The organism is Pseudonocardia sp. N23 (assembly GCF_002583555.1).
Taxonomy (GTDB): Bacteria; Actinomycetota; Actinomycetes; order Mycobacteriales; family Pseudonocardiaceae; genus Pseudonocardia.
Genome location: NZ_BEGX01000114.1, coordinates 300,953 through 327,573, shown reverse-complemented (window position 1 = coordinate 327,573; position 26,621 = coordinate 300,953). Strand labels below are relative to the sequence as shown.

The 26,621-nt window shown below is 73.5% G+C and carries 24 protein-coding genes, 2 tRNA genes and 1 pseudogene; 10 read left to right on the top strand and 17 right to left on the bottom strand.

Features of this window, described 5'->3' with window-relative positions:
* Nucleotides 1-18: 18 nt before the first annotated feature.
* The 5 genes from TOK_RS25950 to TOK_RS25930 all read right to left on the bottom strand — a co-directional run bounded on the left by TOK_RS25950 (nt 19) and on the right by TOK_RS25930 (nt 9,118).
* Nucleotides 19-1,920, bottom strand: coding sequence for a S9 family peptidase (locus TOK_RS25950; RefSeq protein ID WP_098960575.1), 1,902 nt, complete (start codon nt 1,918-1,920; stop codon nt 19-21).
* Nucleotides 1,921-3,702: an N-acetylglutaminylglutamine amidotransferase gene (locus TOK_RS25945; protein ID WP_098960849.1), complete on the bottom strand. Its 1,782-nt coding sequence runs from the start codon at nt 3,700-3,702 to the stop codon at nt 1,921-1,923.
* 20 nt (nt 3,703-3,722) lie between these two features.
* Nucleotides 3,723-6,284 (bottom strand): carboxylate--amine ligase/circularly permuted type 2 ATP-grasp protein, encoded by a 2,562-nt coding sequence (locus TOK_RS25940; protein WP_098960574.1) that lies wholly within the window; start codon nt 6,282-6,284, stop codon nt 3,723-3,725.
* A gap of 227 nt (nt 6,285-6,511) precedes the next feature.
* Nucleotides 6,512-7,282, bottom strand: coding sequence for an MBL fold metallo-hydrolase (locus TOK_RS25935; RefSeq protein WP_098960573.1), 771 nt, complete (start codon nt 7,280-7,282; stop codon nt 6,512-6,514).
* 387 nt (nt 7,283-7,669) lie between these two features.
* Nucleotides 7,670-9,118 carry a hypothetical protein gene (locus TOK_RS25930; protein WP_216362106.1) on the bottom strand — a complete coding sequence of 483 codons (1,449 nt, stop codon included), beginning with the start codon at nt 9,116-9,118 and terminating at the stop codon, nt 7,670-7,672.
* A 433-nt stretch (nt 9,119-9,551) separates the two neighbouring features.
* Here TOK_RS25930 and TOK_RS25925 point away from each other — a divergent pair, with 433 nt between their 5' ends.
* Nucleotides 9,552-10,130 carry a DUF937 domain-containing protein gene (locus TOK_RS25925; RefSeq protein ID WP_098960572.1) on the top strand — a complete coding sequence of 193 codons (579 nt, stop codon included), beginning with the start codon at nt 9,552-9,554 and terminating at the stop codon, nt 10,128-10,130.
* A gap of 164 nt (nt 10,131-10,294) precedes the next feature.
* Here the strand turns inward: TOK_RS25925 and TOK_RS25920 are convergent, their stop codons facing one another.
* Nucleotides 10,295-10,963, bottom strand: a complete 669-nt coding sequence (locus tag TOK_RS25920; RefSeq protein WP_098960571.1) for a DUF429 domain-containing protein — start codon at nt 10,961-10,963, stop codon at nt 10,295-10,297.
* A 17-nt stretch (nt 10,964-10,980) separates the two neighbouring features.
* Here TOK_RS25920 and TOK_RS25915 point away from each other — a divergent pair, with 17 nt between their 5' ends.
* Both TOK_RS25915 and TOK_RS25910 read left to right on the top strand, forming a co-directional pair.
* Nucleotides 10,981-11,454 (top strand): ribose-5-phosphate isomerase, encoded by a 474-nt coding sequence (locus TOK_RS25915; RefSeq protein WP_098960570.1) that lies wholly within the window; start codon nt 10,981-10,983, stop codon nt 11,452-11,454.
* Between the two features lie 3 nt (nt 11,455-11,457).
* Complete coding sequence (locus tag TOK_RS25910; RefSeq protein WP_098960569.1) at nt 11,458-12,294, top strand: Fpg/Nei family DNA glycosylase; 837 nt, start codon at nt 11,458-11,460, stop codon at nt 12,292-12,294.
* A 210-nt stretch (nt 12,295-12,504) separates the two neighbouring features.
* On the opposite strand, the gene TOK_RS25905 is transcribed toward TOK_RS25910, so the two are convergent.
* Together TOK_RS25905 and TOK_RS25900 are read right to left on the bottom strand one after the other, a co-directional pair.
* On the bottom strand, nt 12,505-13,290 hold the full coding sequence (locus TOK_RS25905; RefSeq protein ID WP_098960568.1) for a hypothetical protein: 786 nt from the start codon (nt 13,288-13,290) through the stop codon (nt 12,505-12,507).
* Nucleotides 13,291-13,665: 375 nt separating this feature from the next.
* Nucleotides 13,666-14,664, bottom strand: coding sequence for a hypothetical protein (locus TOK_RS25900; protein ID WP_098960567.1), 999 nt, complete (start codon nt 14,662-14,664; stop codon nt 13,666-13,668).
* Nucleotides 14,665-14,775: 111 nt separating this feature from the next.
* Between TOK_RS25900 and TOK_RS32960 the strand changes: the two genes are divergently transcribed.
* Nucleotides 14,776-14,946, top strand: a complete 171-nt coding sequence (locus tag TOK_RS32960) for a hypothetical protein (RefSeq protein ID WP_172457788.1) — start codon at nt 14,776-14,778, stop codon at nt 14,944-14,946.
* Nucleotides 14,947-15,004: 58 nt separating this feature from the next.
* Nucleotides 15,005-15,169, top strand: a complete 165-nt coding sequence (locus tag TOK_RS32955) for a hypothetical protein (protein WP_172457787.1) — start codon at nt 15,005-15,007, stop codon at nt 15,167-15,169.
* Here TOK_RS32955 and TOK_RS25895 read toward each other — a convergent pair.
* Nucleotides 15,139-16,074 carry an RNA polymerase subunit sigma-70 gene (locus TOK_RS25895; protein ID WP_098960566.1) on the bottom strand — a complete coding sequence of 312 codons (936 nt, stop codon included), beginning with the start codon at nt 16,072-16,074 and terminating at the stop codon, nt 15,139-15,141. The genes TOK_RS32955 and TOK_RS25895 overlap by 31 nt on opposite strands.
* Before the next feature lie 44 nt (nt 16,075-16,118).
* Complete coding sequence (locus TOK_RS25890) at nt 16,119-16,853, bottom strand: DUF899 domain-containing protein (protein ID WP_098960565.1); 735 nt, start codon at nt 16,851-16,853, stop codon at nt 16,119-16,121.
* A gap of 103 nt (nt 16,854-16,956) precedes the next feature.
* Between TOK_RS25890 and TOK_RS25885 the strand changes: the two genes are divergently transcribed.
* Nucleotides 16,957-17,280 (top strand): hypothetical protein, encoded by a 324-nt coding sequence (locus TOK_RS25885; protein ID WP_098960564.1) that lies wholly within the window; start codon nt 16,957-16,959, stop codon nt 17,278-17,280.
* 20 nt (nt 17,281-17,300) lie between these two features.
* Here TOK_RS25885 and TOK_RS25880 read toward each other — a convergent pair whose 3' ends face one another.
* A complete protein-coding gene (locus TOK_RS25880) occupies nt 17,301-18,074 on the bottom strand; it encodes a helix-turn-helix domain-containing protein (RefSeq protein WP_098960563.1) in 774 nt (257 codons plus the stop codon).
* 53 nt (nt 18,075-18,127) lie between these two features.
* Between TOK_RS25880 and TOK_RS33575 the strand changes: the two genes are divergently transcribed.
* On the top strand, nt 18,128-18,886 hold the full coding sequence (locus tag TOK_RS33575; protein WP_216362105.1) for an MFS transporter: 759 nt from the start codon (nt 18,128-18,130) through the stop codon (nt 18,884-18,886).
* Between the two features lie 12 nt (nt 18,887-18,898).
* On the top strand, nt 18,899-19,300 hold the full coding sequence (locus TOK_RS33570; protein WP_216362104.1) for a hypothetical protein: 402 nt from the start codon (nt 18,899-18,901) through the stop codon (nt 19,298-19,300).
* Here TOK_RS33570 and trpS read toward each other — a convergent pair.
* The 3 genes from trpS to TOK_RS25855 all read right to left on the bottom strand — a co-directional run bounded on the left by trpS (nt 19,294) and on the right by TOK_RS25855 (nt 21,904).
* Entirely contained in the window at nt 19,294-20,334 is a 1,041-nt protein-coding gene (trpS, locus tag TOK_RS25870; RefSeq protein WP_098960562.1) for a tryptophan--tRNA ligase, read from the bottom strand. The two genes, TOK_RS33570 and trpS, sit on opposite strands and share 7 nt — an antisense overlap.
* 166 nt (nt 20,335-20,500) lie before the next feature.
* On the bottom strand, nt 20,501-21,214 hold the full coding sequence (locus tag TOK_RS25865) for an alpha/beta hydrolase (RefSeq protein WP_172457786.1): 714 nt from the start codon (nt 21,212-21,214) through the stop codon (nt 20,501-20,503).
* A 613-nt stretch (nt 21,215-21,827) separates the two neighbouring features.
* Nucleotides 21,828-21,904, bottom strand: a tRNA-Pro gene (locus TOK_RS25855).
* Nucleotides 21,905-22,176: 272 nt separating this feature from the next.
* Between TOK_RS25855 and TOK_RS25850 the strand changes: the two genes are divergently transcribed.
* Together TOK_RS25850 and TOK_RS25845 are read left to right on the top strand one after the other, a co-directional pair.
* Nucleotides 22,177-22,250, top strand: a tRNA-Gly gene (locus tag TOK_RS25850).
* A gap of 900 nt (nt 22,251-23,150) precedes the next feature.
* On the top strand, nt 23,151-23,528 hold the full coding sequence (locus TOK_RS25845; protein ID WP_098960559.1) for a DUF488 family protein: 378 nt from the start codon (nt 23,151-23,153) through the stop codon (nt 23,526-23,528).
* Nucleotides 23,529-23,653: 125 nt separating this feature from the next.
* Here the strand turns inward: TOK_RS25845 and TOK_RS25840 are convergent, their stop codons facing one another.
* The 3 genes and pseudogenes from TOK_RS25840 to TOK_RS34465 form a co-directional block, all read right to left on the bottom strand.
* The gene (locus TOK_RS25840) at nt 23,654-24,880 is read right to left on the bottom strand and encodes a CdaR family transcriptional regulator (RefSeq protein WP_253258639.1); all 1,227 of its coding nucleotides are present in this window, start codon (nt 24,878-24,880) and stop codon (nt 23,654-23,656) included.
* Between the two features lie 261 nt (nt 24,881-25,141).
* A pseudogene (locus TOK_RS35535) lies at nt 25,142-25,291 on the bottom strand (DUF3040 domain-containing protein); the annotation flags it as partial.
* A gap of 240 nt (nt 25,292-25,531) precedes the next feature.
* Nucleotides 25,532-26,621 (bottom strand): cbb3-type cytochrome c oxidase subunit I (locus TOK_RS34465; RefSeq protein ID WP_253258638.1); only part of this gene is annotated, 1,090 nt, incomplete at its 5' end.

Below are 26,621 nucleotides of genomic sequence, written 5' to 3'. Positions count from 1 at the left end.
GCCCGGCGGGCACCGGGCTCACGCCGTGCGGGTGCCGACCTCCGTGAGGTGCCCGCCGACCCAGCTCACGACCTCACGCACGAACGCGGCCCGGTTGCCCAGGTCGTGCACCTCGTGGCCCTCGTCGTCGAACAGCAGGTAGGCGTGCGGGACGCCGCGCTCGCGCAGCGCCGCGACGACCTGCTCCGGCTCGCTGATCGGGACGTTCGTGTCGTGGCGGCCGTGCACCACCAGCAGCGGGGCGGTGAGCCGGTCGATGCGGTGGATGGGGGAGAGCCGGCGCAGCAGCTCCGCGTCGGTACGCGGGTCGCCGTACTTGCTGGTCGCGGCCTCGGCGATCCACGGCTCGGTGGCGGCGTAGAACGTCTCCAGGTCGGCCATGCCGCACACGTCGACACCCACTCGGAACAGCTCCGGGTACCGCACCAGCGCCGCCAGCGTCAGGTAACCGCCGTACGACCGGCCGGAGACGCCGATGCGGGCCGGGTCGGCCAGCCCGGACCCGGCGAGGAAGTCGACGGCCGCGCGCACGTCGGCGATCGCGGCGAACCGCAGGTGCACGTCGTCGGCGTGGGAGAAGGCCTGGCCGAACCCGGCCGAGCCGCGGACGTTGGGTGCGAACACCGCGATCCCCGACGCCGCCAGCGCCTGGAACAGGGGCTGGAAGACGGGCCGCTCCTGCGCCTCCGGGCCGCCGTGCAGCCAGATGAGCGTCGGAGTGGGGCCGAAGGTGCCGCGCGGGCGGAACAGCCAGCCGGTGAGGGTCAGCCCGTCGTCGGCGCGGAACTCGTGCAGTGTGGGGGTGACGAGGACGTCGGCGGCGTCGTCGTCCGGGTCGTCGGGCTCCGGCGGTAGCACCGCGGGCGCCTCGGTCCCGGGTAGCCCGTCGACGATCGGCACCAGCGAGACGTGCGGCGCCACGGTCGGCCCCTCGCTCGCCAGCAGCAGCCCGCCGCCGTCGCGGGTGAACGCGGCGTCGGTGACGACGTCGCCCGCCGCGTCGGGCAGCGGGGACAGCATGCCGCTGCGCAGGTCGAGCATCTCGGCCTCACTGCGGCCGTCGACGTTCCAGACCAGGACCGCGCGCGCCCCGGCCGGGTCGAGCGCGACCAGGTCGAGGTCGTCGTGGGAACGCTCGGCGACCACGGTCGCGATGGCGGGGGCACCGGCCTGCAGCGACACCGCGAGCAGCGCCGCCCGGTCGCGACCCGCGTCGGTGTGCAGGTAGACGAGCCCGCCGGTGACGCCGAACCGCGCGTCGGCGACGGTCGCGCCGCCGGGGACGAGCTCCGAGCGGCGGCCGGTGCGCAGGTCGATCAGCTCGAGATGGCGGTCGCCGCGGCGGCCGCTGCGGACGACGACGCGGTGCCCGTCGCCCGACACCGCGCACACCACCGCGGCCGGACCCGACGCCAGCACCGTCGACGTACCGTCGCGCACGTCGACCAGGCAGGCCTGGCCGTCGCCGCGGCCCTCGCCGTAGATCGTGACGCCCAGGTGCGACCCGCTCGGCGACCACGACCCCAGCACGACCGCGGCCGCGCCGGGCGCGATCTCGCGGCGCCGCGACCCGTCGGGGGACACCAGCAGCACGCGGGTGCGCTCGCCACCGCCCGGGGCGAGCTGGCAGGCCAGCCACGACCCGTCGGGCGACCACGCGACCGCGGAGACGTCGGCGGGTGGGAGGTCGGGGTCGTCGAGCTCGGTGGGGACGGACCCGCCGGGCTGCACGACGGGCTCGGCGCCCGCACCGAGCTCGCCGACGTAGAGCCGGGGCCGGCCGTCGAGATCGGAGATCCAGGCCAGCAGGCTGCCGTCGGGCCCGGGACGGGGTGCCCGGAACGACGGGGCGCGCAGCACGTCCGCGGCCGGCCCGTTGTCGGCCACGAGACGCTCCCGGCGACGGTCCGCCAACGTCATCTACACCCCCCTCTCCTGCAGCCACATCTCCAGCAGTGCCACCTGCCACAACGCGTTCGAACCCAGGTTGGTGCGCCGCGCGTTCGGGTCGGCCAGCATGGCGTCGAGCCAGTCGCTCCTGACCAGACCGCGCGCCTTCGCCACCGGGTCGGTGACGGCGTCGCGGACCCGTTCCAGGAACGGCCCCTCGAGGTGCCTGATGGCCGGTACCGGGAAGTATCCCTTCGGCCTGTCGATCACCGCGTCCGGGACCACCCCGCGCGCCGCCTCCTTCAGCACACCCTTGCCGCCGTGGGCGAGCTTCAGCTCCGGCGGACAGGCCGCGGCGAGCTCCACGAACTCGTGGTCGAGGAACGGCACCCGCGCCTCCAGCCCCCACGCCATCGTCATGTTGTCGACGCGCTTCACCGGGTCGTCGACGAGCATCACCGTCGAGTCGAGCCGCAGCGCGGCGTCGAGGGTGTCGGTGGCGCCGGGCCGCCGGAAGTGGTCGGCGATGTACGACCGGCTCGGGTCGTGGTCGAGCAGCCACTCCGGTTCGAGGATCGCGGCGAGGTCGCCGTGCGGGCGGTCGGTGAAGACACGCGCGTACTCGGCGACCGCGCGGTCGCGGGGCACCCCCGCCAGCGGCGGGTACCAGTTGTAGCCGGCCAGGACCTCGTCGGCGCCCTGCCCCGACTGCACGACCGTGACGCTCGTCGCGACCTCCTCCGACAGCAGGTGGAACGCGACGCAGTCGTGGCTGACCATCGGTTCGGCCATCGCCGCGATCGTGTCGTCGACGGCCGGCAGCATCCGGGCGGGGTCGACGAGGATCTGCCGGTGGTCGGTGCCGAACTCGGCGGCGACGATGTCGGACCAGCGGAACTCGTCGCCCCTCTCGCCGCCCGCGGCGTGGAACCCGACGCTGAACGTCTTCAGTCCCGTCTGGCCCTCCTGCGCGAGCAGCCCCACGATCAGCGACGAGTCCAGCCCGCCCGACAGCAGCACCCCGACGGGCACGTCGGCGACCATCCGCCTCCTGACGGCGGTCCGCAGCGACTCCAGGACCGCATCGCGCCAGTCGGCGGCGGTCATGCCCGCGTCGGCGCCGCGCCGCTCGTGCACCGGTGACCAGAACTCGCGGTCGGTCGTCGTGCCGTCGGCGAGGATCGTGCGGACCGTCGCCGGGGGGAGCTTGCGGATACCGGTGAGGATCGTCCGCGGCGCCGGGACGACGGAGTGGAACGTCATGTAGTGGTGCAGCGCAACGGGGTCGATCGAGGTGTCGACGTCACCGCCCGCCAGCAGTGCCGGCAGCGACGACGCGAACCGCAGGCGCCCCGCCCGCTCGGCGGTGTAGAGCGGCTTGATCCCCAGCCGGTCCCGGCCCAGCACCACCGTGCCCGAGTCACGCTCGTGGACGGCGAAGGCGAACATCCCGAAGAAGTGCTCGACGCACGCGTCGCCCCAGCGGTGGTAGGCCTTGAGCAGCGTCTCGGTGTCGGAGTCGGAGAAGAACCGGTAGCCGTGGCCCTCCAGTTCCGCGCGCAGCTCCCGGAAGTTGTAGACGCAGCCGTTGAACACCGCGGTCAGCCCCAGCTCGGGGTCGACCATCGGCTGCGCACCCCGCTCCGACAGGTCGATGACCTTGAGCCGGCGGTGGCCCAGCGCCACCGGACCCGACGCGTGCACCCCGTGTCCGTCCGGGCCGCGACGGTGCATCGCCTCGGTGATCCGGGCGACGGCCGCGACGTCAGCGCCCCTGCCGTCGAACCGGATCTCACCGGCGATACCGCACATGCACATCTCCTGCCGTTCGGTTACCTCAGCACCCAGGTGTCCTTCGCCCCGCCGCCGCGTGACGAGTTGACGACGAGGCTGCCCGCCGGCGCAACCCTCGACAGCGCCGCAGGCGCCACGTCCACCCGGGTCCGGTCGCCCACCCGGGACTGGAACGCGAATGCCCGCAGGTCGACGGCCCGCGGCTGCAACCCCGTCCCCGTGAACGTCGGATGCGTCGACAACCGGATCACCTCCTGGGCGACCCAGCCGTCCGGACGGGCCCGGATCGCCGCCGCCGCCTCCGCCAGCTCCGCCCGCGTCGCGTCCGGCCCGATCACGATGCCGTGCCCGCCGTAGCCGTCGACCGGCTTCACGACGAGCTCGCCCAGCCGGTCCAGCACCTCCGCGCGCTGCTGCGGGTCCGCACACGAGTACGTCGGCACGTTCTCCAGCAGCGGCTTCTCACCCAGGTAGTAGTCGATCATTGCCGGCACCCAGGCGTAGACGAGCTTGTCGTCGGCGACACCGTTGCCCGGCGCGTTGAGCAGCCGCACCGTGCCCGCGGCCGCCGCCCGCAGGATCGCCCGCCCGATCGGCCGCTCGTCCGCGCCCGTCGCGTCGAGGAGCTCCTGCTCGTCGAGGCGCCGGTACAACGCCGACAGCCGCCGACGGCCGCCCGGCCCCACCTGGAACACACCCTCGCGGGTGACCTGCAGGTCCCGTGGCGTCACCACCGGAACACCCATCCTGTCGGCCAGCAGGGTGTGCTCGAACCAGGCCGGATCGACCGGGCCCGCCGACAGCAGCGCCACCTCGTCGGCACCCGCTGCGACCGGGTCGGGCACCGCCGAGAGCAGCGCCGCCTTCAGCGCGCGCGGCACGTCGTCCACCCCGACGACACCCGCCGGGGGCTCGAGGTCCGGCAGCACACTGCGCACCAGCCGCCGCGAGATGATCGAGAACCCGATGCCCGACGGCACCCGCAGGTTGTCCTCCAGCACGAACCACCGGTCCGCGCGGTCACGCACCAGGTCGATCCCGGCGACGGTGATCCGCACCGCGTCCGCGGGCATCAGCGCGCCGGTCCGGCTCCGGCCCGGTGCGCCGTCGACGACCCGCGCCGGGATCATCCCGTCCGCCACGATCTCCCGCGGCCCGTAGACGTCCCGCACGAAGAGCTCCAGCGCCCGCACCCGCTGCGCCAGCCCCGTCGACAGCACCGACCAGTCCTCGGCCGTCACGATGCGCGGCACCAGGTCCAGCGGGAACAGCCGGTCCGGCTCGTCGCCCACCCTGAACGTCACCCCGCGCGCCCGCTGCTCCGTCCGCAGCGCCGACTCCGCCGCCGTCATGCCCCGCGGGCCCAGCCGCTCCAGCACCCGGAACATGAACCCGTAGTGCGGCAGCACCTGCCCGCCCTCGCTGACCGCCTCGTCGAACGCCGACGGCCGGTACCCCGCCAGCAGCTCCGGCGACGGCGGCGCCACCGGCACGGAGATCGCCGCGTACTCGCGGCCCTGCGTCGTCTCCACCAGGCTGTCGACGACGTCGACCAGCTCCCCGCGCAGCCCGAACGCCCGCCGCTGCCGCGCCGCTCCGCTGCCCCGGGCCAGCGTCTGGCGCGACAGCTGCAGCACCTGCTCCCAGTCCCCGGCCGCCTCCAGGTGCCCGCGCAGACCGTCGACGAGCTGCCCGATCATCAGCTCCGGCGACACCAGCGCGGGCCCCACCAGGTCGACCAGGTCCCCCTCCAGCCCCGACCGCGCCGCCCGCCAGTTCGCCGACCGCAGCAGCTCGTGGCGCGGCGTCGGCAACGGCGCACCCGCAAGCGCCTCCTCCGAGGCCCGCGCCACCAGCGCCCGGAACAGCCCGGCGATCAGCACCACGTCGTCCACGTCGGGGCAGGCATCGCACACCCGCAGCTCCACCGTCGGCAGGTGGGCGCTGGGGCGGATGTCGAAATAGACCATCCCCGGGTCGCTGATCGTCCCCGACGCGATCAGGTCCTCGACCATCCGGTCGTAGTCGTCCGCGGTCTCCACGTCGCCGGGCGGGCCCGCCGTCGGCCACCGTGACCACACCATCGACCGGAAGCTCGCGTAGCCGGTGTCCTCACCCCGCCAGTACGGCGAGCTCGCCGAGATCGCCAGGAGTGCGGGCAGGTGCGGCGCGACCCGGCGCACCACCTGCACCGCCATGTCCCGGTCCGGGACGTCGACGTGCACCTGCGCCCCGCAGATGTGCTGCTCGCGCACCAGCATCTGGTACTCGTGCTGCATCCGCTCGTACCGCGCGCCCGCCGAGATGTCGGTGCCCGAGAGCTCCACCAGCGGTACCGTCCCCGCCGCGACCACCCCCAGCCCCAGCGGGTGCGCCACCTTCTCCAGGGTGCCCCGCAGCCGCTGGATGTGGTCGCGCAGGTCGTCGAGCGTCCGGCACGGTGGGGTGTTCGTCTCGACGAGGGAGCGTTGCAGCTCCGGCGCGAACTCGTCGCCGGCCAGCTTGCCCAGTAACGCGTCGACCTCCGGCGCCGCTCTGCGCGTCTCCAGATCGACGACGTGGAACTCCTCCTCCACGCCCAACTGCGGCAGGTCGCCCATCGGCCCGACGGTAGGGGCCTGCTGTTACGAACACTTGTCCTGAGCGTCACCTCCGCCCACCTGCCGTAGTGACTCACCCTCCCGCTGAGCCGTTCGGTCGAGCCGCACGCCCGCCGATGCCCCGTCGATGCCCCGCCCCCGGCCCCGGCCGCGGCGCGGCCCGGGATCCGGCGACCTCCCGGGATCCGGCGACCTCGCGGGGCCGTGACCCGGGGTCGGGGGACCGGTCAGGACGGCCAGGGGACCGCGGGGAACGGGGACCGGGCGGTCGCGATCACGGCGTCCAGATCGCCGCGCGCCACGGCGGCGTGCAATGCCGCGACCTCGACCATCTCGTCACGCTGCGCCTCGACCTCCCGCCGAGACATCGGGTCGCCATGACCCGGCACGAACGTCCTGGCTCCCAGGGCGAGCACCGCCGCCACCGACGCGGGCCACTCGGCGACGACCGCGTCCCCGTAGTCCGGGGGAGCCCCCTGCTCGACGAGGTCGCCCGCGAACACCACGTCCCCGGCGACGGCGACGACGTCGTGGTCGGTGTGCCCGCGACCGGGGTGCAGCAGCCGGACCGTGCGGCCGCCGAGATCGACGTCGAGCACCGGGTCGACCGTCGCGCCGGGAAGCAGGGGATCGGTGGCGGCCAGGGCGTCGGCCGTCTCGTCGTCGCCACGGTCGCGGTAGTAGCGGGTCCACTCCTCGCGCTGCAGCCGTGCCGTCGACGCCACCGCCGCCCGGCACCGCGGATGCGCGTGCACAGCCACCGGGGGGAATGCGCCGGTCCCGAAACAGTGGTCGAAGTGCGCGTGCGTGATCGCGACGACCAGCGGCAGCGCCGTCACCTCGCGGACCGCCGCGAACAGCCGGGCGCCCTGCGCATGGTCGCCCCCGGTGTCGACGACCAGCGCCCGCTCCCCGCCGACCACCAGCCCGGTCGTGAGATCGAGCTCGTCGTGCCGTCGCGCCAGCACCCCGTCCGCGACCTCGGCCCAGCGATCCACCTCCCGAGTGTGCCGGGCCACCCCGCTCTTCCTCGCGCGTGGTGATCGCCGACCGGGGACATGGGCGTCGGAGGTGACGCTCATGTCCCGAGAACGGCCTGATCCTGGGGCTGGTCCGTCCTGCCCTGGCCATCCTCGAGTACGGACACGAGCGTCGGGGTGACGCTGACCCCGCACACAACCCGACCCGGACCGGCAGCCGGCACCTGGGCGGGAGCCGGTGCTCGATCGAGTGCAGGGAGCGACGGAAACGTCGCCTCGGCACCGGATCGCGCCTGCCACCGTAGCGGGCCCTACGGCGTCCGTCCGCTCGGCACACCCCGAAATTGCAGGAACGGCCCTTCCCTGCAACCGGGCTGCAGGAAAGGGCCGTTCGTGCAATTCGGGTCAGCCGACGGGCGCCCCGCCGGGGACGGGGGGCGGCGCGACCGGAGCGGTCGTCGGTGGCAGCGCGCCTGCGGTCTGCGGAACCACAGCGGTCTGGGGAACGACGGCGGTCTGGGGAACGACGGCGGTCTGGGGCACGACGGCGGTCTGGGGCACGACGGCAGGCGCCGACGGGACGGCAGGCGGCACGGTCGGGGGCACGACGGTGGTCGGCGGGACCACCGGGGCCGTGGGCGGGACGGGGGCGGGCTGGACCACGGCCGCGCCGCTGCCCGGAACGCAGTCCGCGGGCGGAACCTGCTCGGCGCCACCGGAGCCGGAGTCCCCGGAGCCGGAGCCGGAGCCCGGGCCGGCGCCGGAGTCGGACGGGTCACCGGGCGTCGGCTGTGTGCCACCGCTCCAGTCCGAGAGCACCCGCAGCTTGTCCCACGGGATCGACTTGAGACCGACGTAGTCTCCCGACAGCCCGGCCTTCTCGTAGGCGTCGGAGTCGGGGGCGTACTCGGCGATGAAGGCCATCCGGGCGCCGCCGTTGTCGCCGACGTAGGCGCCGTACTCCTGCAGCGCCTTCGCGATCGTGGCCTCGCCCTTGCTGATGCCGGGGATGGCCTCGACGTCGATGGAGGGGTCGAGCTGGACGCGGGCGCCCTCGGGGATCGGGGAGCCGGCACCGTCCATGTTGGAGCCGTCGGTCTTGGTCGCCGGGTAGCGGACCTCTTTCGGCTTCACCACGTTGGTGGAGAAGAACAATGCGTGCGGGATGTGCCCATCGGCGATCTCCTCGGCCCGCACGACGGAGGCATAGCGCGCGATGCCCGCGCCCGTCGAGGAGCCGTTGTACTCGCGGCCGTCACCGTCGAAGGGGACGGCGGCACCCCAGTTGGCACGCAGCCCGTCGCCGGACTTCTTCGTGACCCAGAGGTTGACCACGGTGTTCGACGTGGCGTCGGCGATCGCGACGTGTCCGTCGGAGCCCGGGGGGATCTTCAGGTCGGACGGGACGGGGACCTTCAGCCCGGCGAGCGGGTCGGGGCCCCAGTTCTCGGAGACGGGGACCGCGGAGCGCGGCGCGTCGGCGGGGATGTCGTCGGGGTCGACGAGGGCGACGCCGAAGTCGCCGGTGTTGAGGATGTGGTCGCCCGAGGACAGCTCCTTCGCCATCGACGACGACTGCGGGTCCAGTTCAGCCTGCTCCGGGATCGGGTTCCAGAGCCAGTCGGCCTTCTCGAAGAAGGGTCGCTTCGTGACGGTCGCGGTGCCGGGGCAGGCGACGGCGCCCGGCACGGTGGCGCTGCCCGCGCCGGCCGACGAGTCGCCTGCGCATGCGGGAGCGGTGACGGTGGTCGGCGTGGGGCAGGCCACGGGGACCGCGGGCATGGTGGCCGCGGGCGCGAAGCCGGCCGTCACGAGCGCGGCGGCGGTGGCGGCGGCGAGGACGGTCAGGCCCATCGGGTCACCCCCGCGAGACACGTGGTGGGGACGGGGGCGGTCGGCCGGGCACGGAACGGCCCGCGGTCTATGGTGAGCATGGCAAGGCCCCTTTGTGGCAGGAGGGGAGAAGCCCCGGTTCGTCCGGGGCGCTGTCGTCCTCAGGGGTGCGACCCTGGTGACGGTGCGACGTGATGGCGGGGCGGTTCTTGGCGGAACCGCCCCGTCTCGCATTCGGAGCGCCTGACGGACCTCCCGGGCTGTGACAGGTGGTGCTCTTGTTGTCTGTGGGGACCGTATCCCCGTTCGGGCTCTCTTGGTCACGTCACGGAGTCACGCCACCCACATCGGGCGCAATCAGCCCTCGTCCGGGTGACGAGATTCCGGGAGCGCCGCTCCGAGCAGCCACGAGGCGTGTCTGCTTCGGACGTCGAAACGGCGCTACGCTCCGGCCATGAGTCCGGTGGACGAGATCCTGTCGCAGATTCCCTTGAGCGACCTCGCAGCCCAGTTGGGCACCGACGAGGCCACGGCCGAGCAGGCGACCCGGCAGGCCCTGCCCGCCCTGCTGGGCGGCATCCAGGCCAACACCGATGACCCGGGGGGCGCCGCGTCGTTCGCCCAGGCCGTCGACCAGCACAGCAGCTCGCTGCTCGACGGCGGCGTCGACCTGGGTGACGTCGACACCGGGGATGGGCAGAAGATCGTCAGCCACGTCTTCGGGTCGAACCAGGACCAGGTGATCAACCAGCTCGGCGGTCTCGGCGGCGGGAGCGGCGGGCTGATGAGCAAGCTGCTGCCGCTGCTCGCCCCGATCGTGATGTCCTACCTGGCGAAGAAGCTGGGCGGGGCCGCGGCGGGTGGTGGCGGTGCCGGCGGCGCGCTCGGTGGTGGCGGGGGCGGCCTCGGCGACCTGCTGGGCGGCATCCTCGGCGGAGCCGGTGGCGGCCAGGGCGGCAACCAGGGCGGGGCCCTCGGCGGCGGCCTGGGCGATCTCCTGGGCGGCCTGCTCGGCGGCGGCACCCGGCGCTGAGCCCCGGCGGCGCCCGGCGTCGAGCTCGGAGGCGCCCGGCACCGAGCCCCGCGTTCGAGCCGGGCCCTCGACGTCGTCTCGTCGAGTTCGGCACGAGCCCGGTCCCGCCCGCGTCGGAACCGGTCCCATGTCGGACCCGGCAGGGACGGGCCGGCCGACCGGGCTCAGACGACGACGCACATGGGGCGGCCGCGGTCGTCGCGTTCGGGGCCCAGGATCTCGGCCTCCCCGCGCGCGAAACGCTGCGCCGACCAGGCGGCGGCGAGGGCGTCGAGGATGTCGTCGAGGCGGGCGCCCGCCGGCAGGTCGGCGAGCGCGAGGGCGGGGTCGACCCAGCGGGCGAGGGCCGCGATGCGTTGTCCCACACCGCGCGCGGTCTTCTTCGACGTGAAGGTGACGTCGGGGGCGAGGGTGCGCAGCGCCAGCTCGGGGTGCACCTCGACGACGTTCGCGGGGCGGTCGAGGACGGCGTCCCAGTCGAGGATGCGCGGCGCGATGTGGAAGGTCTGCAGGCTGATGGCCTTGCCCGTCAACGCCCGCGCCCGTTCGCAGGCGGTGGGGTGGTCGGGCGCGGTGAGGACCTCGCGTGGTGGAGCGGGGAACACCGACGAGCGGGCCCGGCCGAGCCGGCGGGCCGTGACGTCGTCGCATGCGCGGCGGGCGGCGGTGGCGTGCACACCGAGCGGGATGTCGACGCCCACCGCGGCGCACCCGGCGGTCCCGGCCAGGACGGCGGCGGCGTCGGGCACCACGTCCCACCGGACGCCTCCCGGCCGCACGCGGGCGACGACCCAACCGCCCGGCGACCCGTCGACACCCGCGACCTCCGTCATGGGGCAGGATTCTGCCCGTGCGCGTGTATCTCGGTTCTGACCATGCCGGTTTCGAGCTCAAGACCGTGCTGATCGAGCACCTGTCGGGTGCCGGTCACGAGGTCGTCGACGTCGGGGCCCTGGCCTACGACGCCCAGGACGACTATCCGGCGTTCTGCCTGGAGACGGGGCGGCGCGTGGTCGCCGACGAGGGCTCGCTGGGAGTCGTGCTCGGCGGTTCGGGCAACGGCGAGCAGATCTCGGCCAACAAGGTGCCGGGCTGCCGGGCAGCACTGGCCTGGAACGTCGAGACGGCGACGCTGGCGCGGGAGCACAACAACGCGCACGTCGTCGGCATCGGGGCGCGGATGCACTCGGAGGACGAGGCGAAGGCGATCGTCGACGCGTTCGTGACGACGCCGTTCTCGAACGAGCCGCGCCACCAGCGCCGCATCGACATCCTGGCCGAGTTCGAGAACAACCACGACTACCCGCCGCTGCCGAGCGCCTGACCGGTGCCGGAGGGTCACACGCTGCACCGGCTGGCACGGCGCCACGGCCGGCTGTTCGGGCGGGCCCCGGTGCGGGTGAGCAGCCCGCAGGGGCGGTTCGAGGCGTCGGCGGCGCTGCTCGACGGCGAGGTCCTGACGAAGGCCGACGCGCACGGTAAGCACCTGTTCCACCGCTACGGCCGCGACCGGGTCGTGCACGTGCACCTGGGCCTGTACGGGACGTTCGACGAGAAGCCGCTCGACGAGCCGGGCGGTGCGCCGCCGGAGCCGTGGGGTCAGGTGCGGATGCGGATCGTCGGCGCGACGCACTGGGCCGACCTGCGGGGGCCGACGGCGTGCGAGCTGATCACGGACGCCGAGGTGCGCGCGGTCAGGGCCCGGCTGGGCCCGGACCCGTTGCGCCGCGACGCCGACCCGGACCTGGCGTGGGCCCGGATCGGGCGCTCGTCGTCCCCGTTGGCGACGTTGCTGATGGACCAGAAGGTCGTCGCCGGGGTGGGGAACGTCTACCGGGCAGAGCTGTTGTTCCGGCACGGGATCGACCCGCAGCTGCCGGGGAAGGCGTTGCCACGGGAGACGTGGGACGCGATGTGGGCCGACCTGGTGGTGCTGATGCGTGACGGGGTGCGCAAGGGCCGGATCGACACCGTCGCCCCGCAGCACGATCCGCGGCGGCGCGGGGAGCCGGGGCGCAAGGACCGGCACGGCGGTGAGGTCTACGTCTACCGCCGGCAGGGGATGGCGTGCCACGTGTGCGGAACGCCGGTGCTGCACTCCGACCACGCCGGCCGCAACCTGTTCTGGTGTCCGACGTGCCAGCCGGCGACGTCGGTCCGGTAGCCACGACCTGCTCACCGAGTTCGACGTCGGACCGGTTCGGTCATGGTCCGGACCGGTCCGGCGCCGGGATCGGCGGCGAGAAGAGGCCCCGGACATGCGTCGACCGGCTCGGGTCTGGTGCACCGAGCCGGTCGACGGGGAGATCCGGACGAGTCCGGTTGCTGTGGGGCGGGAGCGTCGTCGGCCCCGCGATCATGGACTACCCCAAGATCAGAAGTCGAAACCCCCGCCGCCGAAATCGCCGCCGCCGAAATCGCCGCCGCCGAAGTCCCCGCCGCCGAAGTCCCCGCCGCCGTCGCCCCCGAAGTCCTGGCCACCGGCGTCGCCCCCGTCGCCGTAGTCGCCGCCCCCGTCGGCGGCCGCGCCGTCCGCGTACCCGTCGGCGTAGGCGACACCGGACATCCCGGAGAACATGGCGCTGAACAGCATCATCGAGCCGAAGCCCCACGCGCCGGCCACGAGCGCGGGCTTCCACCACGGCTCGGAGTACCAGCCGGCGGGCACGGGCCGCCCGGCGACGTCGCCGCCCGGGTAGTAGTGCGGGTTGCGGTTCGACGGATCGGGCGAGGCGCTGTAGGAGTGCCCCTCGACCTCGACGTCACGCTCCTCGGAGACGGCGCCGGCGCGCTGCTGGCCGGGCAGCGGCGGCAGCTCGGGTCCGGGGTCGATGCCCATCGCGGTGCGGGCGGCGCGGACGTAGTAGAGGCCTTCGTAGGCGGTCTCGGTGACCTGCCGGCACTGCGCGGCGGTGCGGGCCTGCTCCATCTGGGACCCGGCGGCGTTGTAGCGCTCGGCCGCGTCGGCGAGGGCCTGCTTGGACGCCTCGTCGGTCCCGACGAGGTTGAGGACCTGCCCGCCGAGCCGCTCGACCCAGCGACGTGCCTCGGCCTTAGAGTCCTCGAGCTCGCGGGCCTGGGACGCGGTGCGCTGCCGGACGAGCCAGACCACGCCGGCGACGATCGCCACCAGGACGATGATGGTCACGACCGTGCCCATGAGCCCTCCTCGTCGTGGGTCCGCCGTCGGCGACCCGATCCTACGGAGGGAACGGACAGCACGGGACGATCGTTCCCGCAGGCCACGGCGTGGCGCACCGTCCGGGTCGTGGGCCGCGTGCACGAAGTGTGACGAGCGTGACCTCGAGGTCGCCCGGTGGTCCACGCCGGCGGGCACGCCGGCGTGGACCGTGGGTGCTGGCGGGAGGGCACCATGCGACCCACGGACGGGCCGGTCGACCGTGCCGCCCGCGATACCACCAGCGCACCGCGGAACCAGCGTCCGATCTGGGCTTTCCCGTCCGCGGATGCACTCGGTGAATCGCCGCTGTTCGTTAGCGCGCGCGGCGCGGCCGGAGCGACGCGCCGTTGATGTTCAGCCGTCCGGATGCAGCAGCCCGGCATCCGGCGGATGCCGGGCTCTCCAGACGTCCAGGGTGGGGGAGGGCCCGTCGGTGTGGAAAAGCTGACGGAGCGTCACTGCGACGGCGGCGCGGGACGCCGGGTCGCGCGGCAGCATCGTCAGGTCGGGGCCGACTCCCTCGCGGACCGCGGCGATGGTCATGGCCTTGTGGGCACCCGCGACGGGATCGCCGAAGACGTCGAGAATCCGCTGGAAGGCGGCATGTCTGGCCTCGTCGAAGTCGACGGCGTGCCCGTTGGCGTCGGTGACGGGATGGGCCGGGTGCAGGGTCATGCAGGTGACCAGCCCGGGCCCGATCGGGGCGGCGCCGGGGTGGGTGCGCTCGGGACGCAGCAGCTCGGGACGGACGTGGGTGTGCGGGCCGTCGGGGGTGTCGGTGCCGGGCTGGGCGATGCGGGCGAATACCTCGACCCGCCCGCAGGCGCTCTCGAAGACGCGGTGCGGGCTGCGCCGGATGACCGACGTCACGGTCTCGGAGTCGAGCGGTTCGCCGCACACCTTGTCGAGGGCCTCGCGCAGGACCGGGTCGGCGGTGCGGACCAACACGTCGACGGTGGGGATGTCGAGGCCCAGGTCGTAGAGGATCGCGGCCCGGTCGCGGGGCCGGATGGCGGCGTCGTCGGGTCCGACGCGGGTCACGACGTGGCGGGAGGCTCGCTGCGCCGCGTCGGGCGGCAGGCAGAACGAGATGGCGTGGTTCCAGCGTTGGCCGGGGCCCGCCGGGGTCTCGTAGGCGACGACCTCGACGCCGTCGGGAAGGTCGAGGCGCACCCCACCGCGCGCGGTGACGACGCAGCGCGGCCCGCGGGCGACGGGTTCCGCGGGGCGGCGTCCGAACTCGGCGAGCGCACCACCGACTCCGACGGTCCACGTGGCACCGGCGTCCGCGAGCTGGGACTCGACGAGGTCGGCGACGGCGTCCGGTGCGTCGGCTGCGTCCTGGCCTGCCATCGGAAAAGCGTCGCAGCCGGGGGGACGTCCCGGCAAGACGGACGCGTCCGACGACACCTCCCGCGCGTGGCGGGGTGGCGAACCACACACGTGTAGTTACCATCGACGGTCATGGATGCCGGAAAGAGCGCGATCGGATGGTGGACGTGCGTCCGCTGCGAGGTTGAGGCCGAACTGCCCGGGATCGACGGCCTGGGGTTCCTGGTGCCGTGCCCGGAGTGCGGCGACGAGATGACCGAGCAGTGGCTGTGGGACGGGGCGCCCGCGCACTCCGCGGCCTGACCCGGGACCCTCCGACGAGCCTGGTCCGCACCTGCTCGTCGGGACAGGACCCGCCCCGGTGCGCGCACCGATCGGCTACGTCGGCCCGGCGACGTCCGCCCGGCTGCTCGCGGCGAGCGCACGGCCCGAGCGGCTCGTCGTCGTCGCGTTCGTGCCCGCCGCTGCCGGGTGTGGTCGTCACGGCAGCAGGCCTCACGGCGCCAGCGCCGCGGGCAGCCCGTGATCGGCGAACCGTGACGGCCCGAACGTCGTGATCTCGGCGATCCGGCCGTCGACGATCCGCAGCACGTCGAGCTTGTACGGCAGGTACTCGGTTCCCCCTGGCGGGCGCAGGTAGCTCGCCGCGGCCGGCATCCGGTTGGCCGCGGTGGGCAGCAGCCGCCAGTCGCCGTCGAAGCCGGACGTCGCCCGCTCGAACAGCGGCCACAGCTCGTCGAGGCCGTTGTACTCCATGGGTGCCGGGGGCATGGTGACGCGGATGTCGTGGCGCACCAGCGCCACCAGCTCGTCGGGGTCGCCCGTGGTGTGCGCGCGGACGAACCGCTCCAGCAGCGCCTGCTCCTCGTCGGTCGGCAGCGGCGCCTGCCAGTCGCCGTGGTCGGCGGGCAGCCGTTCCCGCAGCGTCGCGCGGGCCCGTTGCAGCGCGCTGTTGGCCGCCGGGACCGTCATCTCCAGCAGGTCCGCGGTCTCGGCGGCCGACCACTCCAGCACGTCGCGCAGCACCAGCACCGCCCGCTGCCGGGCCGGGAGCAGCTGGATCGCGGCGAGGAACGCCAGCCCGATCGTCTCCCGGGCGACCGCGACGACGTCGGGCCGCTCGTCGCTGGGCGCCACCGCGTCGAGCAGCTGGTCCGGGTAGGGCTGCAGCCACGTGACCTCGGCCGGGCTCTCCGACTTCGGGACCGCGCGCTTCCTGCGCCGCAACGCGTCCAGGCAGGCGTTCGTCGCGATCCTGTAGAGCCAGGCCCGCAGGTTGGTGGCCTCATCGAACTGCCCGCGCGCCTTCCACGCCCGCAGGAAGGTCTCCTGCACCAGGTCCTCGGCCTCGTCGAACGAGCCGAGCATCCGGTAGCAGTGCACGTGCAGCTCGCGGCGGTGCTCCTGCATCCGCGCGCTGAAGTCGCTCATGTCCGTGTCAACGACGCGGGCCCCGCGGAATCATCGGTCGCCGCTCACGACGCGAAGTCCGGCTGGGTGGTCCGGGCGAGATCGGCGCGGCCCTCGGGCATCTCCCAGTCCTCCTGGCGGCCCAGCGCCGTCAGGTCCAGGAAGTAGTACGACCCGCCCGTCGACTCCGCGCCCCGCGCGTACTGCGAGTACGTGTGGAAGACGCGGTCGCCGTCGCGGAGGAAGCAGCTCAGGCCGGGCATTTCGAACGGCTGCGTGTCGCCGGTCCAGGTCGGTCCGTACTCGGCGGCGGGCCGGTAGTTGTACTCGGCGGGCTGCACGGAGTCGTCGAGCGTGACGTGGAAGTCGTAGTTGAAGTCGCTGCCGCCGGAGGAGTACCAGCGGAACGTCCAGCCCTTCTTCGCCTTGTACCGCTCGATCTTCTCCAGTGGCGCCCGCGACACGTAGGTCAGCGAGGTGTCGCGCGTCGCCAGGTGGTCGAGCAAACCCTGCGACATCTCCTCGGCGCCCGCCGTGCAGCTGGGGCAGCCGTCCTCCCACGACGGGTCGAACATGAAGTGGCCCACCATGAGCTGGCGCCGTCCCTCGAACAGGTCGAGCAGGCCCACCTCGCCCTCGGGGCCGGTGAACCGGTAGTCCTTCTCGATCTCGACCATGGGCAGCTCGCGGCGACGGGTGTTCAGCGCGTCGCGGGCCCGGGTCAGCTCCTTCTCCTCGGCGAGCAGTGCGGTGCGTGCGGCCAGCCACTCGTCGCGGCTCGCGATCCGGGGCAGTGCCATGAGGTAGTCCTCTCCCGTCGTCCGGTGTTGCTGTCCGGAGTGCCGACCGCTGTGGCGTCGCAGACTCATCGGTCGTGTCGGGGGCCTGTGGTGTGCTGCGCGGGTGGAGACGGTGGAGGAGCTGTTCGAACAGCTGGTCGACGAGTTCGTGGGCCGCCCCGGCGTGACCCCGCCCGGGTCGACGGGCCGGTTCGGCTCGCACGCCCTGAAGGTCGACGGCTCGATCTTCGCGATGCTCGTCCGCGGCGCCCTCGTCCTGAAGCTGCCCCGCGACCGCGTCACCGGGCTCGTCGCGACAGGGGAGGGCGGGCCGTTCGACGCCGGCAGAGGCCGCCCGATGAAGGAATGGGTCACGGTCCACGGCGCCGACCCCGACGCCTGGCGCCTGCTCACGCAGGAGGCCTACCGGTTCGTCGGCGCCCGATGAGCCACGACCTCCGACCATGATCACAGCAGTCTGAGATCGAGCTCGCCGGCGTGCGGGGTGAGGCGGTGGGCGCCGGGGGTGTGGCCCATCGTGCGGGCGAAGGTGTCGACGAAGGCACTGGCCGTCGCGAAGCCGCAGCGGTGGGCCGTCGCGGTGACCGTCGCACCCTCGGCGAGGTGGATCATCGCGTGGAACACCCGGATCGCGGTGCGCCACTGCGGGTAGGTCATGCCGAACTCGGTACGGAACAGCCTGGTCAGGGTGCGTTCCCCGGCACCGACGGACCGCGCCAGCTCGGTGAGCCCCACCGGCTTGCGCAGGTCGGACTCGACGAGCCGGCAGGCGTCGACGAGCCGGGGGTCGGTGGGCGTCGGCAGTACCAGCGGCTGCACGACGGCGCGCCGGAGCCGGTCGGCGAGCACCGCGCGCAGCCGCTGCGACTCGGGCACGGGCAGGCCGGGCTCGGTACAGGCGATGAGCAGCTCCCGCAGGAGCCCGCCGACGGCGAGGACCGTCGGGGAGTCGTCGGGCAGGGGAGCGTCGTCGACGGGGAAGCCGAGCGAGTGCAGGGACGTGCGCCCGTAGAAGCGGTGCTCGTGCCAGATGCCCGCGGGGACCCAGACGGCGCGGTCGCTGGAGGCGACCCATGCGCCGCGGGCGGTACGGATCGCCAGCACGCCGGTGCTGACGTAGATGAGCTGGTGGTCGTCGTGGCGGTGGCGGTCGATGACGTCGCCGGCGACGTGCGACTCCACCAGGGTGGGCGCGTTCGGCGAGTGGCGGATCTGCGACATCGAACGGCAGATTATCGGAAGCCCGTCGCCTCGTGGGACGTGATCGTGGTCGGGTGAGCACTTCCGAGACACTCGCGCCGGTCGCGGCCTCGCCGTGGCGACGCATGCGGCTGTGGGCCACCGCCCATGCCGTCGACGACTTCTACCAGGGCATCGTCCCCGCGGCCGTCCCGTACTTCGTGCTGCAGCGCGACGTCGGCTACGTCGGCGCCTCCGGGCTCGCCCTCGCCGCGACGCTGGGCAGCGCGCTGCCGCAGATCGCCGTCGGCCTGCTTGCGGACCGGCGCCGGCTGCCGTGGATGTCGCCGCTCGGGCTGGCACTCGCCGGGATCGGCGCGGGCGTCGCCGGGCTCGTGCCGTCGTACCCCCTGATGTTCCTGTCGTTGCTGGTCTCGGGGCTGGGCGTCGCGATGTTCCACCCGCCCGCGGGCCGCGACGCCCGCATCGCCGCCGGGGGCAGCGCCACCGCGATGAGCTACTTCGCCGCGGGCGGCAGCGTCGGCTTCTTCGTCGCCCCGGCGCTCGCGACGCCCGCCCTCGACGCGTTCGGCGTCGGTGCCACGGCGCTGTTCATCCCGCCGGCGGTGCTGATGGCGTTCGTGCTGTTGCGCCACCAGCGCCGCACCCTCCCGCACGCCGCCACCGCGGCGGTGCGCACCGGTGTCGACAGGCCGCGGCTGTTCGCGACGCTGACCGCCGTCGAGGTCGTGCGGTCGACGGTGGCGTTCGGGGTCAACACCTTCATCGCGCTGTACTGGATCCGCGACCTCGGCGCCACGCCCGCGCTGGGCGGGACCGCGCTGACGCTGTAGCTGGCCGGGGGAGTGCTCGGCACCCTGACCGGTGGCCGGATCGCCGACCGCATCGGGATGGTGCGCACGGTCCGGCTCGGCAACGTCCTGCTGATCCCCGCGCTCGTCGCGATGTTGTGGTGCGGCAACCAGTACGGAGCACTCCCGCTGGCCCTGCTCGTCGGGCTGGTCACCAACATCCCGTTCGCCGTCCTCGTGAAGCTGGGTCAGGACTACCTGCCGTCGCGCCCCGGCACGGCCGCCGGTGTCACCCTCGGGCTGGCCGTCAGCGCGGGCGGGCTGTTCCTGCCGTTGCTCGGCCTGGTCGCCGACGCGCACGGGCCGCGCGGCGCGCTGGTCGCCCTCGCCGTCGTGCCCGTCCTCGCCGTCGTCCTGTCGGCGTTCCTGCGCGAACCCGCTCGCGACGCTCAGTAGCGCATCCCCATCGCGCCGCGCACCTCGTCGAGGGTGGCCTCCGCGATCCGGACGGCCCGGGCGTTACCGCGCCGCAGGACGTCGTCGACGAGCCCGGGATCGGCGGCCAGCTCGGCACGCCGGGCCCGGTGCGGGGCCAGGAAGGTGTTGACGGCCTCGGTCGTCACCTTCTTGAGCAGGCCCGCGCCGCCGTCGCCGATCTCGTCCGCGACCTCGGCCGGCGCGCGCCCGGTGCAGAGCGCGGCCGTCGACAGCAGGCCCGACACCTCCGGGCGGTCGTCCGGGTCGAACGTGATCCGCCGGTCAGTGTCGGTGCGGGCCTTGCGGATCATGGCGGCGGTCTCGTCGGGTGACATGCCGAGGACGATCGCGTTGCCCCGCGACTTCGACATCTTCCGACCGTCGAGGCCGGGGATGTCGGGGGCGTCGGTGAGCATCGGCTCCGGGGCCCGGAAAACAGGGGCGTACCGCTCGGCGAAGCGGCGCGCGATCACCCGGGTCAGCTCGACGTGCGGCAGCTGGTCCTTGCCGACGGGCACCAGGTCGGCCTTGCAGAACAGGATGTCGGCGGCCTGGTGCACCGGGTAGGTGAGCATGAGCCCGGACAGCGCACGGCCCGACAGCTCGTGCTCGGCGCGGACCGTCGGGTTGCGGTGCAGCTCGGCCTCGGAGACCAGGCTCAGGAACGGCAGCATCAGCTGGTTGAGCGCCGGGACCGCGGAGTGCACGAAGAACGTCGTGGCCTGCGGGTCGAGGCCCGCGGCGAGCTGGTCGAGCACCGCGCCGCGGACGTGCTCGCCCACGTGCTCGGCGGTCTCGCGATCGGTGATCACCTGGTAGTCGGCCAGGATCACGAACGTCTCGACGCCCGAGCGCTGCAGCCGGACGCGCTCGACGATCGTGCCGAGCAGGTGACCCAGGTGCAGCGGACCGGTCGGGCGCTCGCCCGTCAGCACCCGGTGTTCGTGCGGCGCTGCGGCGACCGCGCCGCGCAGGGCGGGCATGCGGGCGACGGTGGCGGCGTAGGAATCCATGGTCGTCTCCTCGGGGATCGGGGCCGCACGCGCAGCCGACCGGTCTCCGACGAGGAGGGGCGCGGGCTGCTCGTGCAGCCCGCGGACGTGCGTCTATCCGGCTGCGACGAGCAGCCGCCACCAGGTGAGGCGAGTGGAACGCACGGTCCGAGCATAGGCCCTGCGCTCACAGGGCCGCGAGCACCGCCGCGGTCTCGACCGGGTGGGTGATCATGGCGTCGTGCGGGCCCGCCACCTCGACGTAGCTCCACGCCGGATCGGCCTTCGCGCGCGCCGCGATCTCGGTGAACAGGTCCACACGAGGCTTGACGGTGCAGTAGACGTACGTCGCGGGGATGCCCGGCGCCGTCGCCGACCGGCACATCACGGCCTTGTCGGTGAACGTCGCGAGCGGCTGCGGGCTGGCCCGGCGGCGCACCCATTCCCGGTCGCCCGGCTCGGCCAGGCCCCACCGGTCCAGCGACTCCTCGTCGAGCGGGATGACACCCGCGTCGACGTCGGCCCGGTCGAGGAAGTAGCCGCCGGCGGACCCCAGCAGGTCGATCACCGACCGGCCGTCCTCCGGGACCAGCGCGTCCAGGTAGACGACGCGGCGGAACGGCTCCGGCCGCCGGTCGATGACGCTGCCCACCACCACGCCCGCGTAGCTGTGCCCGACCAGCACGACCTCGGTGAGCTCCTCGGCGTCGACGACCGCGAGGACGTCGTCGACATGGGTCTGCAGCCCGATCCCCGTCGACGTCGTCAGGTGCGCCCGTTCACCCATGCCGGTCAGCGACGGCGTGAACACCGTGTGCCCGCGGTCGCGCAGCAGCGTCGCCGTGCGCGGCCAGCACCATCCGCCGTGGAACGAGCCGGCCACCAGGATGAAGGTCGTCACGATCCCGATCATAGGTCGGTCATCGGCGTCAGCCCGTCATCAGCGCAGCGTCAGAGCCTCACGCGACGCTGCACCCGTGACACGACAGCTGACCCTCCCGACCCGCACCGGGCGGCGCCTCGGCCTCAGGTCCCTCGGCTTCCTCGCGTTCCCGGCCGCAAGGATCGTCGGTGGCCTCCCCGGTCCTGTCGACGACATGCCCCCTCCGCCCTGCTCGGCGGCGCCCTGACCGGCCTCGTCCTCGGCGCCGGGCATAGCCTCGCGAGCCTCGGCGTGCTGCGCCCGGCCCGCTGGATCCCCGCGTCGACGATCGCCATGGCGGCGGGTCTCACGCTCGGAGGCGCAGCTGTCGGCCACCGGACGGGTCTCGCCGACCTCGCCCTCATGGGCCTGCTCAACCGGCATCCCGCTCGGCGCCGTCCAGGCCGCGGCCCTGCCCGCCGGCCCGCGCCACCGGATCGGGTGGGCGCTGCCCGTCCCGGTGTCGTGGGCGCTGGGCTGGACCGTCACGACGCTCGGCCGTTCTGAGGAGGACCACGCCAGGACCCGACGAGACAGACGTCGTGGACGGAAACGACACGTGCCGACGGCGCCGCCGATCGCGCGCCGGTTCTGGTCGGGGTGGCGGGATTTGAACCCACGGCCCCTCGCTCCCAAAGCGAGTGCGCTACCAAGCTGCGCCACACCCCGTCGGCGGAAGTGTAGGCCCCGTCGTCGCAGGCGGGGCAGCCGGACGTGGACGCGCCGCGTCCGCGCCCCGCCGGAGGCGGCCGTCGGCGGCGCTCGGGACACGGCCGTCGGCGGTGCCCGGGCCCGTCGATCCGCGCGTTCGGGACCAGGAGACGATGGCCGGACCTGGCAGGACGGCCGGCGGGACCCGACGACCCGGTGACCTTCGACCGGGGACGCGGTGACCGTCGCAGGCGGTCCGCTACGCTGAAGGGGGCCGGGAGACCGGCCACGCGGGCGTAGCTCAATGGTAGAGCCCCAGTCTTCCAAACTGGCTACGCGGGTTCGATTCCCGTCGCCCGCTCCAGACCTCGCCGGACGAGGTGTCCACCGCCGCGCCCCCCGCGGGTCCACGCGGGCACCAGCCCGGTGACGACGACCCGGCACGACCGCGTCATGGCCGTCGGTCGCCGGTCACCCCATTCGTCCGAGCTCGATCGACGGGGTGAACGGGGTCGACGCCCGGGACGGACCACGGCCCGCCGCCGACGGGCGTCCGACGACGGCCGGGCGCGTTCAGGACTGCCGCCGCGGCACCGGGGCCCGGGCCGCGAGGAGCGTCGCACGAGATGTCGAGCGAGTTCGACCGCGGCGCGGCGCACCGCTGTCGGGATCGACGGCCGGTCGGCCTCCGGCGCGCGGCTGACGGCGATCAGCAGCCGATCCATCGGTGGGCCCCGGTCCTCTCCGTCGGGGCTGGCCGCGCCCGCCCGGAGCAGCAGCGCCGCCTCCCGGCACAGCAGTGCATCGTCGGCTCGGGTGGCAATCTCCGTCACGTCGTGCGACAACACGCGCCTCCTGGTCGGTGACAACGGGCCTCCGGGACGGGGACGATCGGACGTCGGTCCGGGCATCCACCCCGCTGTCCTGCCGGGCGTGCTCCGCAGCGCGGGCCGGCGTCGTCGGACGTCCGAGGCCGGTGGTGGGCCCCGACAACCACCGTGCGGTGGGCCCGGGGAAGTACCGCCGCCGCGTCGAGGGCCGGACCTGGCGTCCGGGTGGCGGTCCGCGTGCAGGCCCGTCGTCCCGGACGGTCGCCGGGGCTGCCCGGGCCGCGACTGCGCCGTTTCCGGTGCGGTCCTGACAATCTGGGGAGACGCCGGAGAGCGGCGTGCCGTCCGCGGGCTCGGCCGCCGGCCGTCGAGGCCGATCGCCGGCTCGCGGGCGTCGCCCTGGGACCGGCGTCGACGAGGAGAGGAACGCGACGATGTCAGGGCTGCCGCGCATACGGGCGGGACGGGTGTACGACCCACGGGCTGCGGGGGACGGCGCCCGGATACTGGTCGACCGCCTGTGGCCCCGTGGTCTCACGACGTCACGGGCCGATCTGGACGGGTGGTGCAGACAGGTCGCCCCGTCGGCGGCGCTACGTTCCTGGTACGGCCACGTTCCGGCCCGGTTCGCCGAGTTCGGACGTAGGTACCGGACCGAGCTCCGCGAGCCCGAGGGGGCCGCGGCGCTGCAGCGTCTGCGTGACCTGGCGCAGCAGGGGCCGTTGTGCCTGCTCACCGCCACCCGGGCGGTCGGGATCAGCCAGGCGGCCGTGCTGGCGGACCTCCTCGCCGAGGAGCCGGGCAACGGCTGAGGGTAGGACGGCTGCCGGCGTCGGGGCCGAGGCGGCGGCCGGAGAAGGGCCGTGGCCGGGACGAGCCCGCGCCGGCGGCCGGGCCGGGGATCGCGACACAGGTCCCGCCCGCGCGGTAGACCGACTCAGGGTGACACGGTCAGGTCCTTGTCCGGCCAGCCGAGCAGTCTGGCGCCGAGGACCGCGGCATGGATCGCGAAGCGTTGTGCGGGATCGGCGGGGTCGTGGCCGGTGAGCGTCTTGACCCGGTCGAGGCGATAGGTGACGGCGCGGACGGAGAGGTGCAGGCGACGCGCGGTTTCGGTGGCGATGCCCCCGCTGGTGAAGTACGTGTCCAGGGTGGCGAGGAGCGGTTCGGCCCCGCCGCGGGCCTGGACCAGCGCGCCGAGGACGTCCTGGACGAGATCGGCGATGGCGGGCTGGTCCCGCAGCAGCACGCGGTAGATCAGCAGCTGCCCGGCTTGGATGACCGGGGCGTCCAGGTGGAGCCGCACCGCCAGGGCCAGCCCCTCGCGTGCCTCCTCGTACGAACGGGGGATTCCGTAGGACCCCGGATAGGGCCGGCCCACGGCGACCCGCCATGGACGGCCCCGCGGTGCGCGGCTCAGCTCGGCGTGCAGGAACTCGCCGAGCTCGGTCCGCGGCGTCGCCGATCCCGCGGTGTCGACGGGGGCCACGACGACGATCCACCCGTCCTTGGTCGCGACCAGGACGTCGCGATCACCGAAGTGATCGACCACGGCGTGTTCCACGGAGCTGATCACCGGGTCGACCTCGTTCAGCCGCCCGGTGGGGGCGGCCAACGCCACCTGGTGGGCGCGGGCCATGTCCAGCCCGAACGGTTCGGCCCGTTCCACGAGGCGTCCCACGTCCGCGTCACCACGGAGCAGGTCGTCGATGAACTCGCGCCGCAGCGTCTCCTCCCAGCGCACCATCTCGCGGCGCACCTCGTTGTGTCCGTCGGCCAGCCGCGCGACCGCGGCGTCGATCACGTGGAGCACGGCTGCGGCCGCCTCGCGCACGGCTGCGCTGTTGCGCGAGCGGATCACCATCGGGAGCTCCGCCCACAGCTGTTTGGCTGCCGAGAGGTAGAGCTGCACGGCGTTGCCTGCGGACACGCCGAGCTCGGCTGCCCGCCGGCCCAGCACTTCCACCGCGTCGAGTTCGAAGGGGGCGGGTCTGCGTCCCGTGGTGGCGGCCTCGGCGAGGAGCGTCAGGTAGTCCCCGAGAAGCTCGACCGGAACCCCGCCGGCCTCGCGGCTCGCCGCCCGAGCCACCTCTACCAGCCACAACTCATCCGCCGCCGGCGTCACGACCTGCGGACGCGGCCCCTGCTGCCCCTGGTCCGTCACCACTTCGATCTCCCGTCTCGACGGAGAGTAGTGCGGCGCCTCGACCTGGCAAAGCAGTCTCAGCAGGGGCAGTCGCCGCAGACACCATCGCATCACGTGCGGGCCGGGTGGTGTCGGGCGCCGTGCTGGACGAACGGAGTCGAGAAGCACGTCACCGTCCTGAACCTGCCGGGCCAGCACTCCTGCAGCATCGACAAGGGCTCGTCGGGCGGGGACTCCGGCGGTGGCGCGGCGGGGCTCATCAGGGACCCCCACGGCACCACGAGCGACGGCGAGGGCGGGGCCCCAGCCGTGGTCGGCAGCTCTGATGCGGTGTGTCGGCGCGCCGAAGGCGCGTAGGAGCGCCGGGTCCTCGATCAGGAGTCGGCGTTCGATCCCGGCGAGCATCCTCTCCTCGTGCTCGCTGAGCACCCCACACCTCCGTCGTGTCCTGCCCGATCGCCGTGCGAGGCAATGCCTGCGCCGGCGTGACTCATCGCACGTCGGACGGTGTCGGCGGGAGCCGGATGGTCGTGCCGGGTGCCACGTTCCTGTCCCGGGGCGGGGGCAGGGTGGCGGCTGGTCCGGTCCGGGGCCGGTGGGCCGGACGCAGGCGCAGCTGACCACCCTCGTTCTCCCAGACCAGCTCTGCTTCGGGCGTCGGGTCGGAGTTCATCGCGGGCGCTCCTCGGAGTCGTGCTGCACCGTCGCCGCCGCGGCCTCCGACACGGCGGTCCGGCCGGACCGCCTACCGCCGCCATGGGCTTCCCGCCGGAACTGCTCGACGAGGTGCGGGTGGTGCAGCTCGAACGCCGGGCGCTCGGAACGGATCCGGGGCAGCTCGGTGAAGTTGTGCCGCGGCGGCGGGCACGACGTGGCCCACTCCAGCGAGTTGCCGAAACCCCAGGGGTCGTCCACCGTCACGACCCGCCCGTACCGGTAGGACCGGAACACGTTCCAGATGAACGGCAGGGTCGAGGCCCCCAGGACGAACGCGCCGATCGAGGAGATCGTGTTCAGCGTGGTGAAGCCGTCGGTGGGCAGGTAGTCGACGTAACGACGCGGCATGCCCTCGTTGCCCAGCCAGTGCTGCACCAGGAACGTGGTGTGGAAGCCGATGAACGTCAGCCAGAAGTGGACCTTGCCGAGCGTCTCGTCCATCATCCGGCCGGTCATCTTCGGGAACCAGAAGTAGATGCCGGAGTAGGTGGCGAACACGATCGTCCCGAACAGCACGTAGTGGAAGTGGGCGACGACGAAGTAGGTGTCGGTGACGTGGAAGTTCACCGGCGGCGAGGCGAGCAGGACGCCGGTCATCCCGCCGAACAGGAAGGTGGCGGCGAAGCCGATCGCGAACAGCATCGGCGTCTCGAACGTGAGTTTGCCGCGCCACATCGTTCCGATCCAGTTGACGAACTTGATCCCGGTTGGCACCGCTATCAGGAAGCTGGTCAGGGAGAAGAAGGCGAGCAGCACTGCGCCGGTCGCGAACATGTGGTGCGCCCACACGGCCGCGGACAGCACGGCGATCGTCAGGGTCGCGAAGATCATTCCCTTGTATCCGAACAGGGGTTTGCGGCTGAAGACGGGGAACACCTCGGTCACGATCCCGAAGAACGGCAGCGCGACGATGTAGACCTCGGGATGACCGAAGAACCAGAACAGGTGCTGCCACAGGATCGCGCCGCCGTTGGCGGGATCGAACACGTGGGCCCCGAGGTGCCGGTCGGCCAACAGCCCGAACAGGGCGGCGGTGAGCACG

Excerpts from the sequence above, each read along its gene's own strand:
- TOK_RS25845 (WP_098960559.1), top strand. The coding sequence starts at position 23,151 with ATGTCAGGGCTGCCGCGCATACGGGCGGGACGGGTGTACGACCCACGG.
- TOK_RS25920 (WP_098960571.1), bottom strand. The coding sequence starts at position 10,963 with ATGACGGAGGTCGCGGGTGTCGACGGGTCGCCGGGCGGTTGGGTCGTC.
- TOK_RS25925 (WP_098960572.1), top strand. The coding sequence starts at position 9,552 with ATGAGTCCGGTGGACGAGATCCTGTCGCAGATTCCCTTGAGCGACCTC.
- TOK_RS25905 (WP_098960568.1), bottom strand. The coding sequence starts at position 13,290 with ATGGGCACGGTCGTGACCATCATCGTCCTGGTGGCGATCGTCGCCGGC.
- trpS (WP_098960562.1), bottom strand. The coding sequence starts at position 20,334 with ATGGATTCCTACGCCGCCACCGTCGCCCGCATGCCCGCCCTGCGCGGC.
- TOK_RS25895 (WP_098960566.1), bottom strand. The coding sequence starts at position 16,074 with ATGAGCGACTTCAGCGCGCGGATGCAGGAGCACCGCCGCGAGCTGCAC.
- TOK_RS25900 (WP_098960567.1), bottom strand. The coding sequence starts at position 14,664 with ATGGCAGGCCAGGACGCAGCCGACGCACCGGACGCCGTCGCCGACCTC.
- TOK_RS25890 (WP_098960565.1), bottom strand. The coding sequence starts at position 16,853 with ATGGCACTGCCCCGGATCGCGAGCCGCGACGAGTGGCTGGCCGCACGC.
- TOK_RS32960 (WP_172457788.1), top strand. The coding sequence starts at position 14,776 with ATGGATGCCGGAAAGAGCGCGATCGGATGGTGGACGTGCGTCCGCTGC.
- TOK_RS25940 (WP_098960574.1), bottom strand. The coding sequence starts at position 6,284 with ATGGGCGACCTGCCGCAGTTGGGCGTGGAGGAGGAGTTCCACGTCGTC.
- TOK_RS25945 (WP_098960849.1), bottom strand. The coding sequence starts at position 3,702 with ATGTGCGGTATCGCCGGTGAGATCCGGTTCGACGGCAGGGGCGCTGAC.
- TOK_RS25880 (WP_098960563.1), bottom strand. The coding sequence starts at position 18,074 with ATGTCGCAGATCCGCCACTCGCCGAACGCGCCCACCCTGGTGGAGTCG.
- TOK_RS25950 (WP_098960575.1), bottom strand. The coding sequence starts at position 1,920 with ATGACGTTGGCGGACCGTCGCCGGGAGCGTCTCGTGGCCGACAACGGG.
- TOK_RS25930 (WP_216362106.1), bottom strand. The coding sequence starts at position 9,118 with ATGGGCCTGACCGTCCTCGCCGCCGCCACCGCCGCCGCGCTCGTGACG.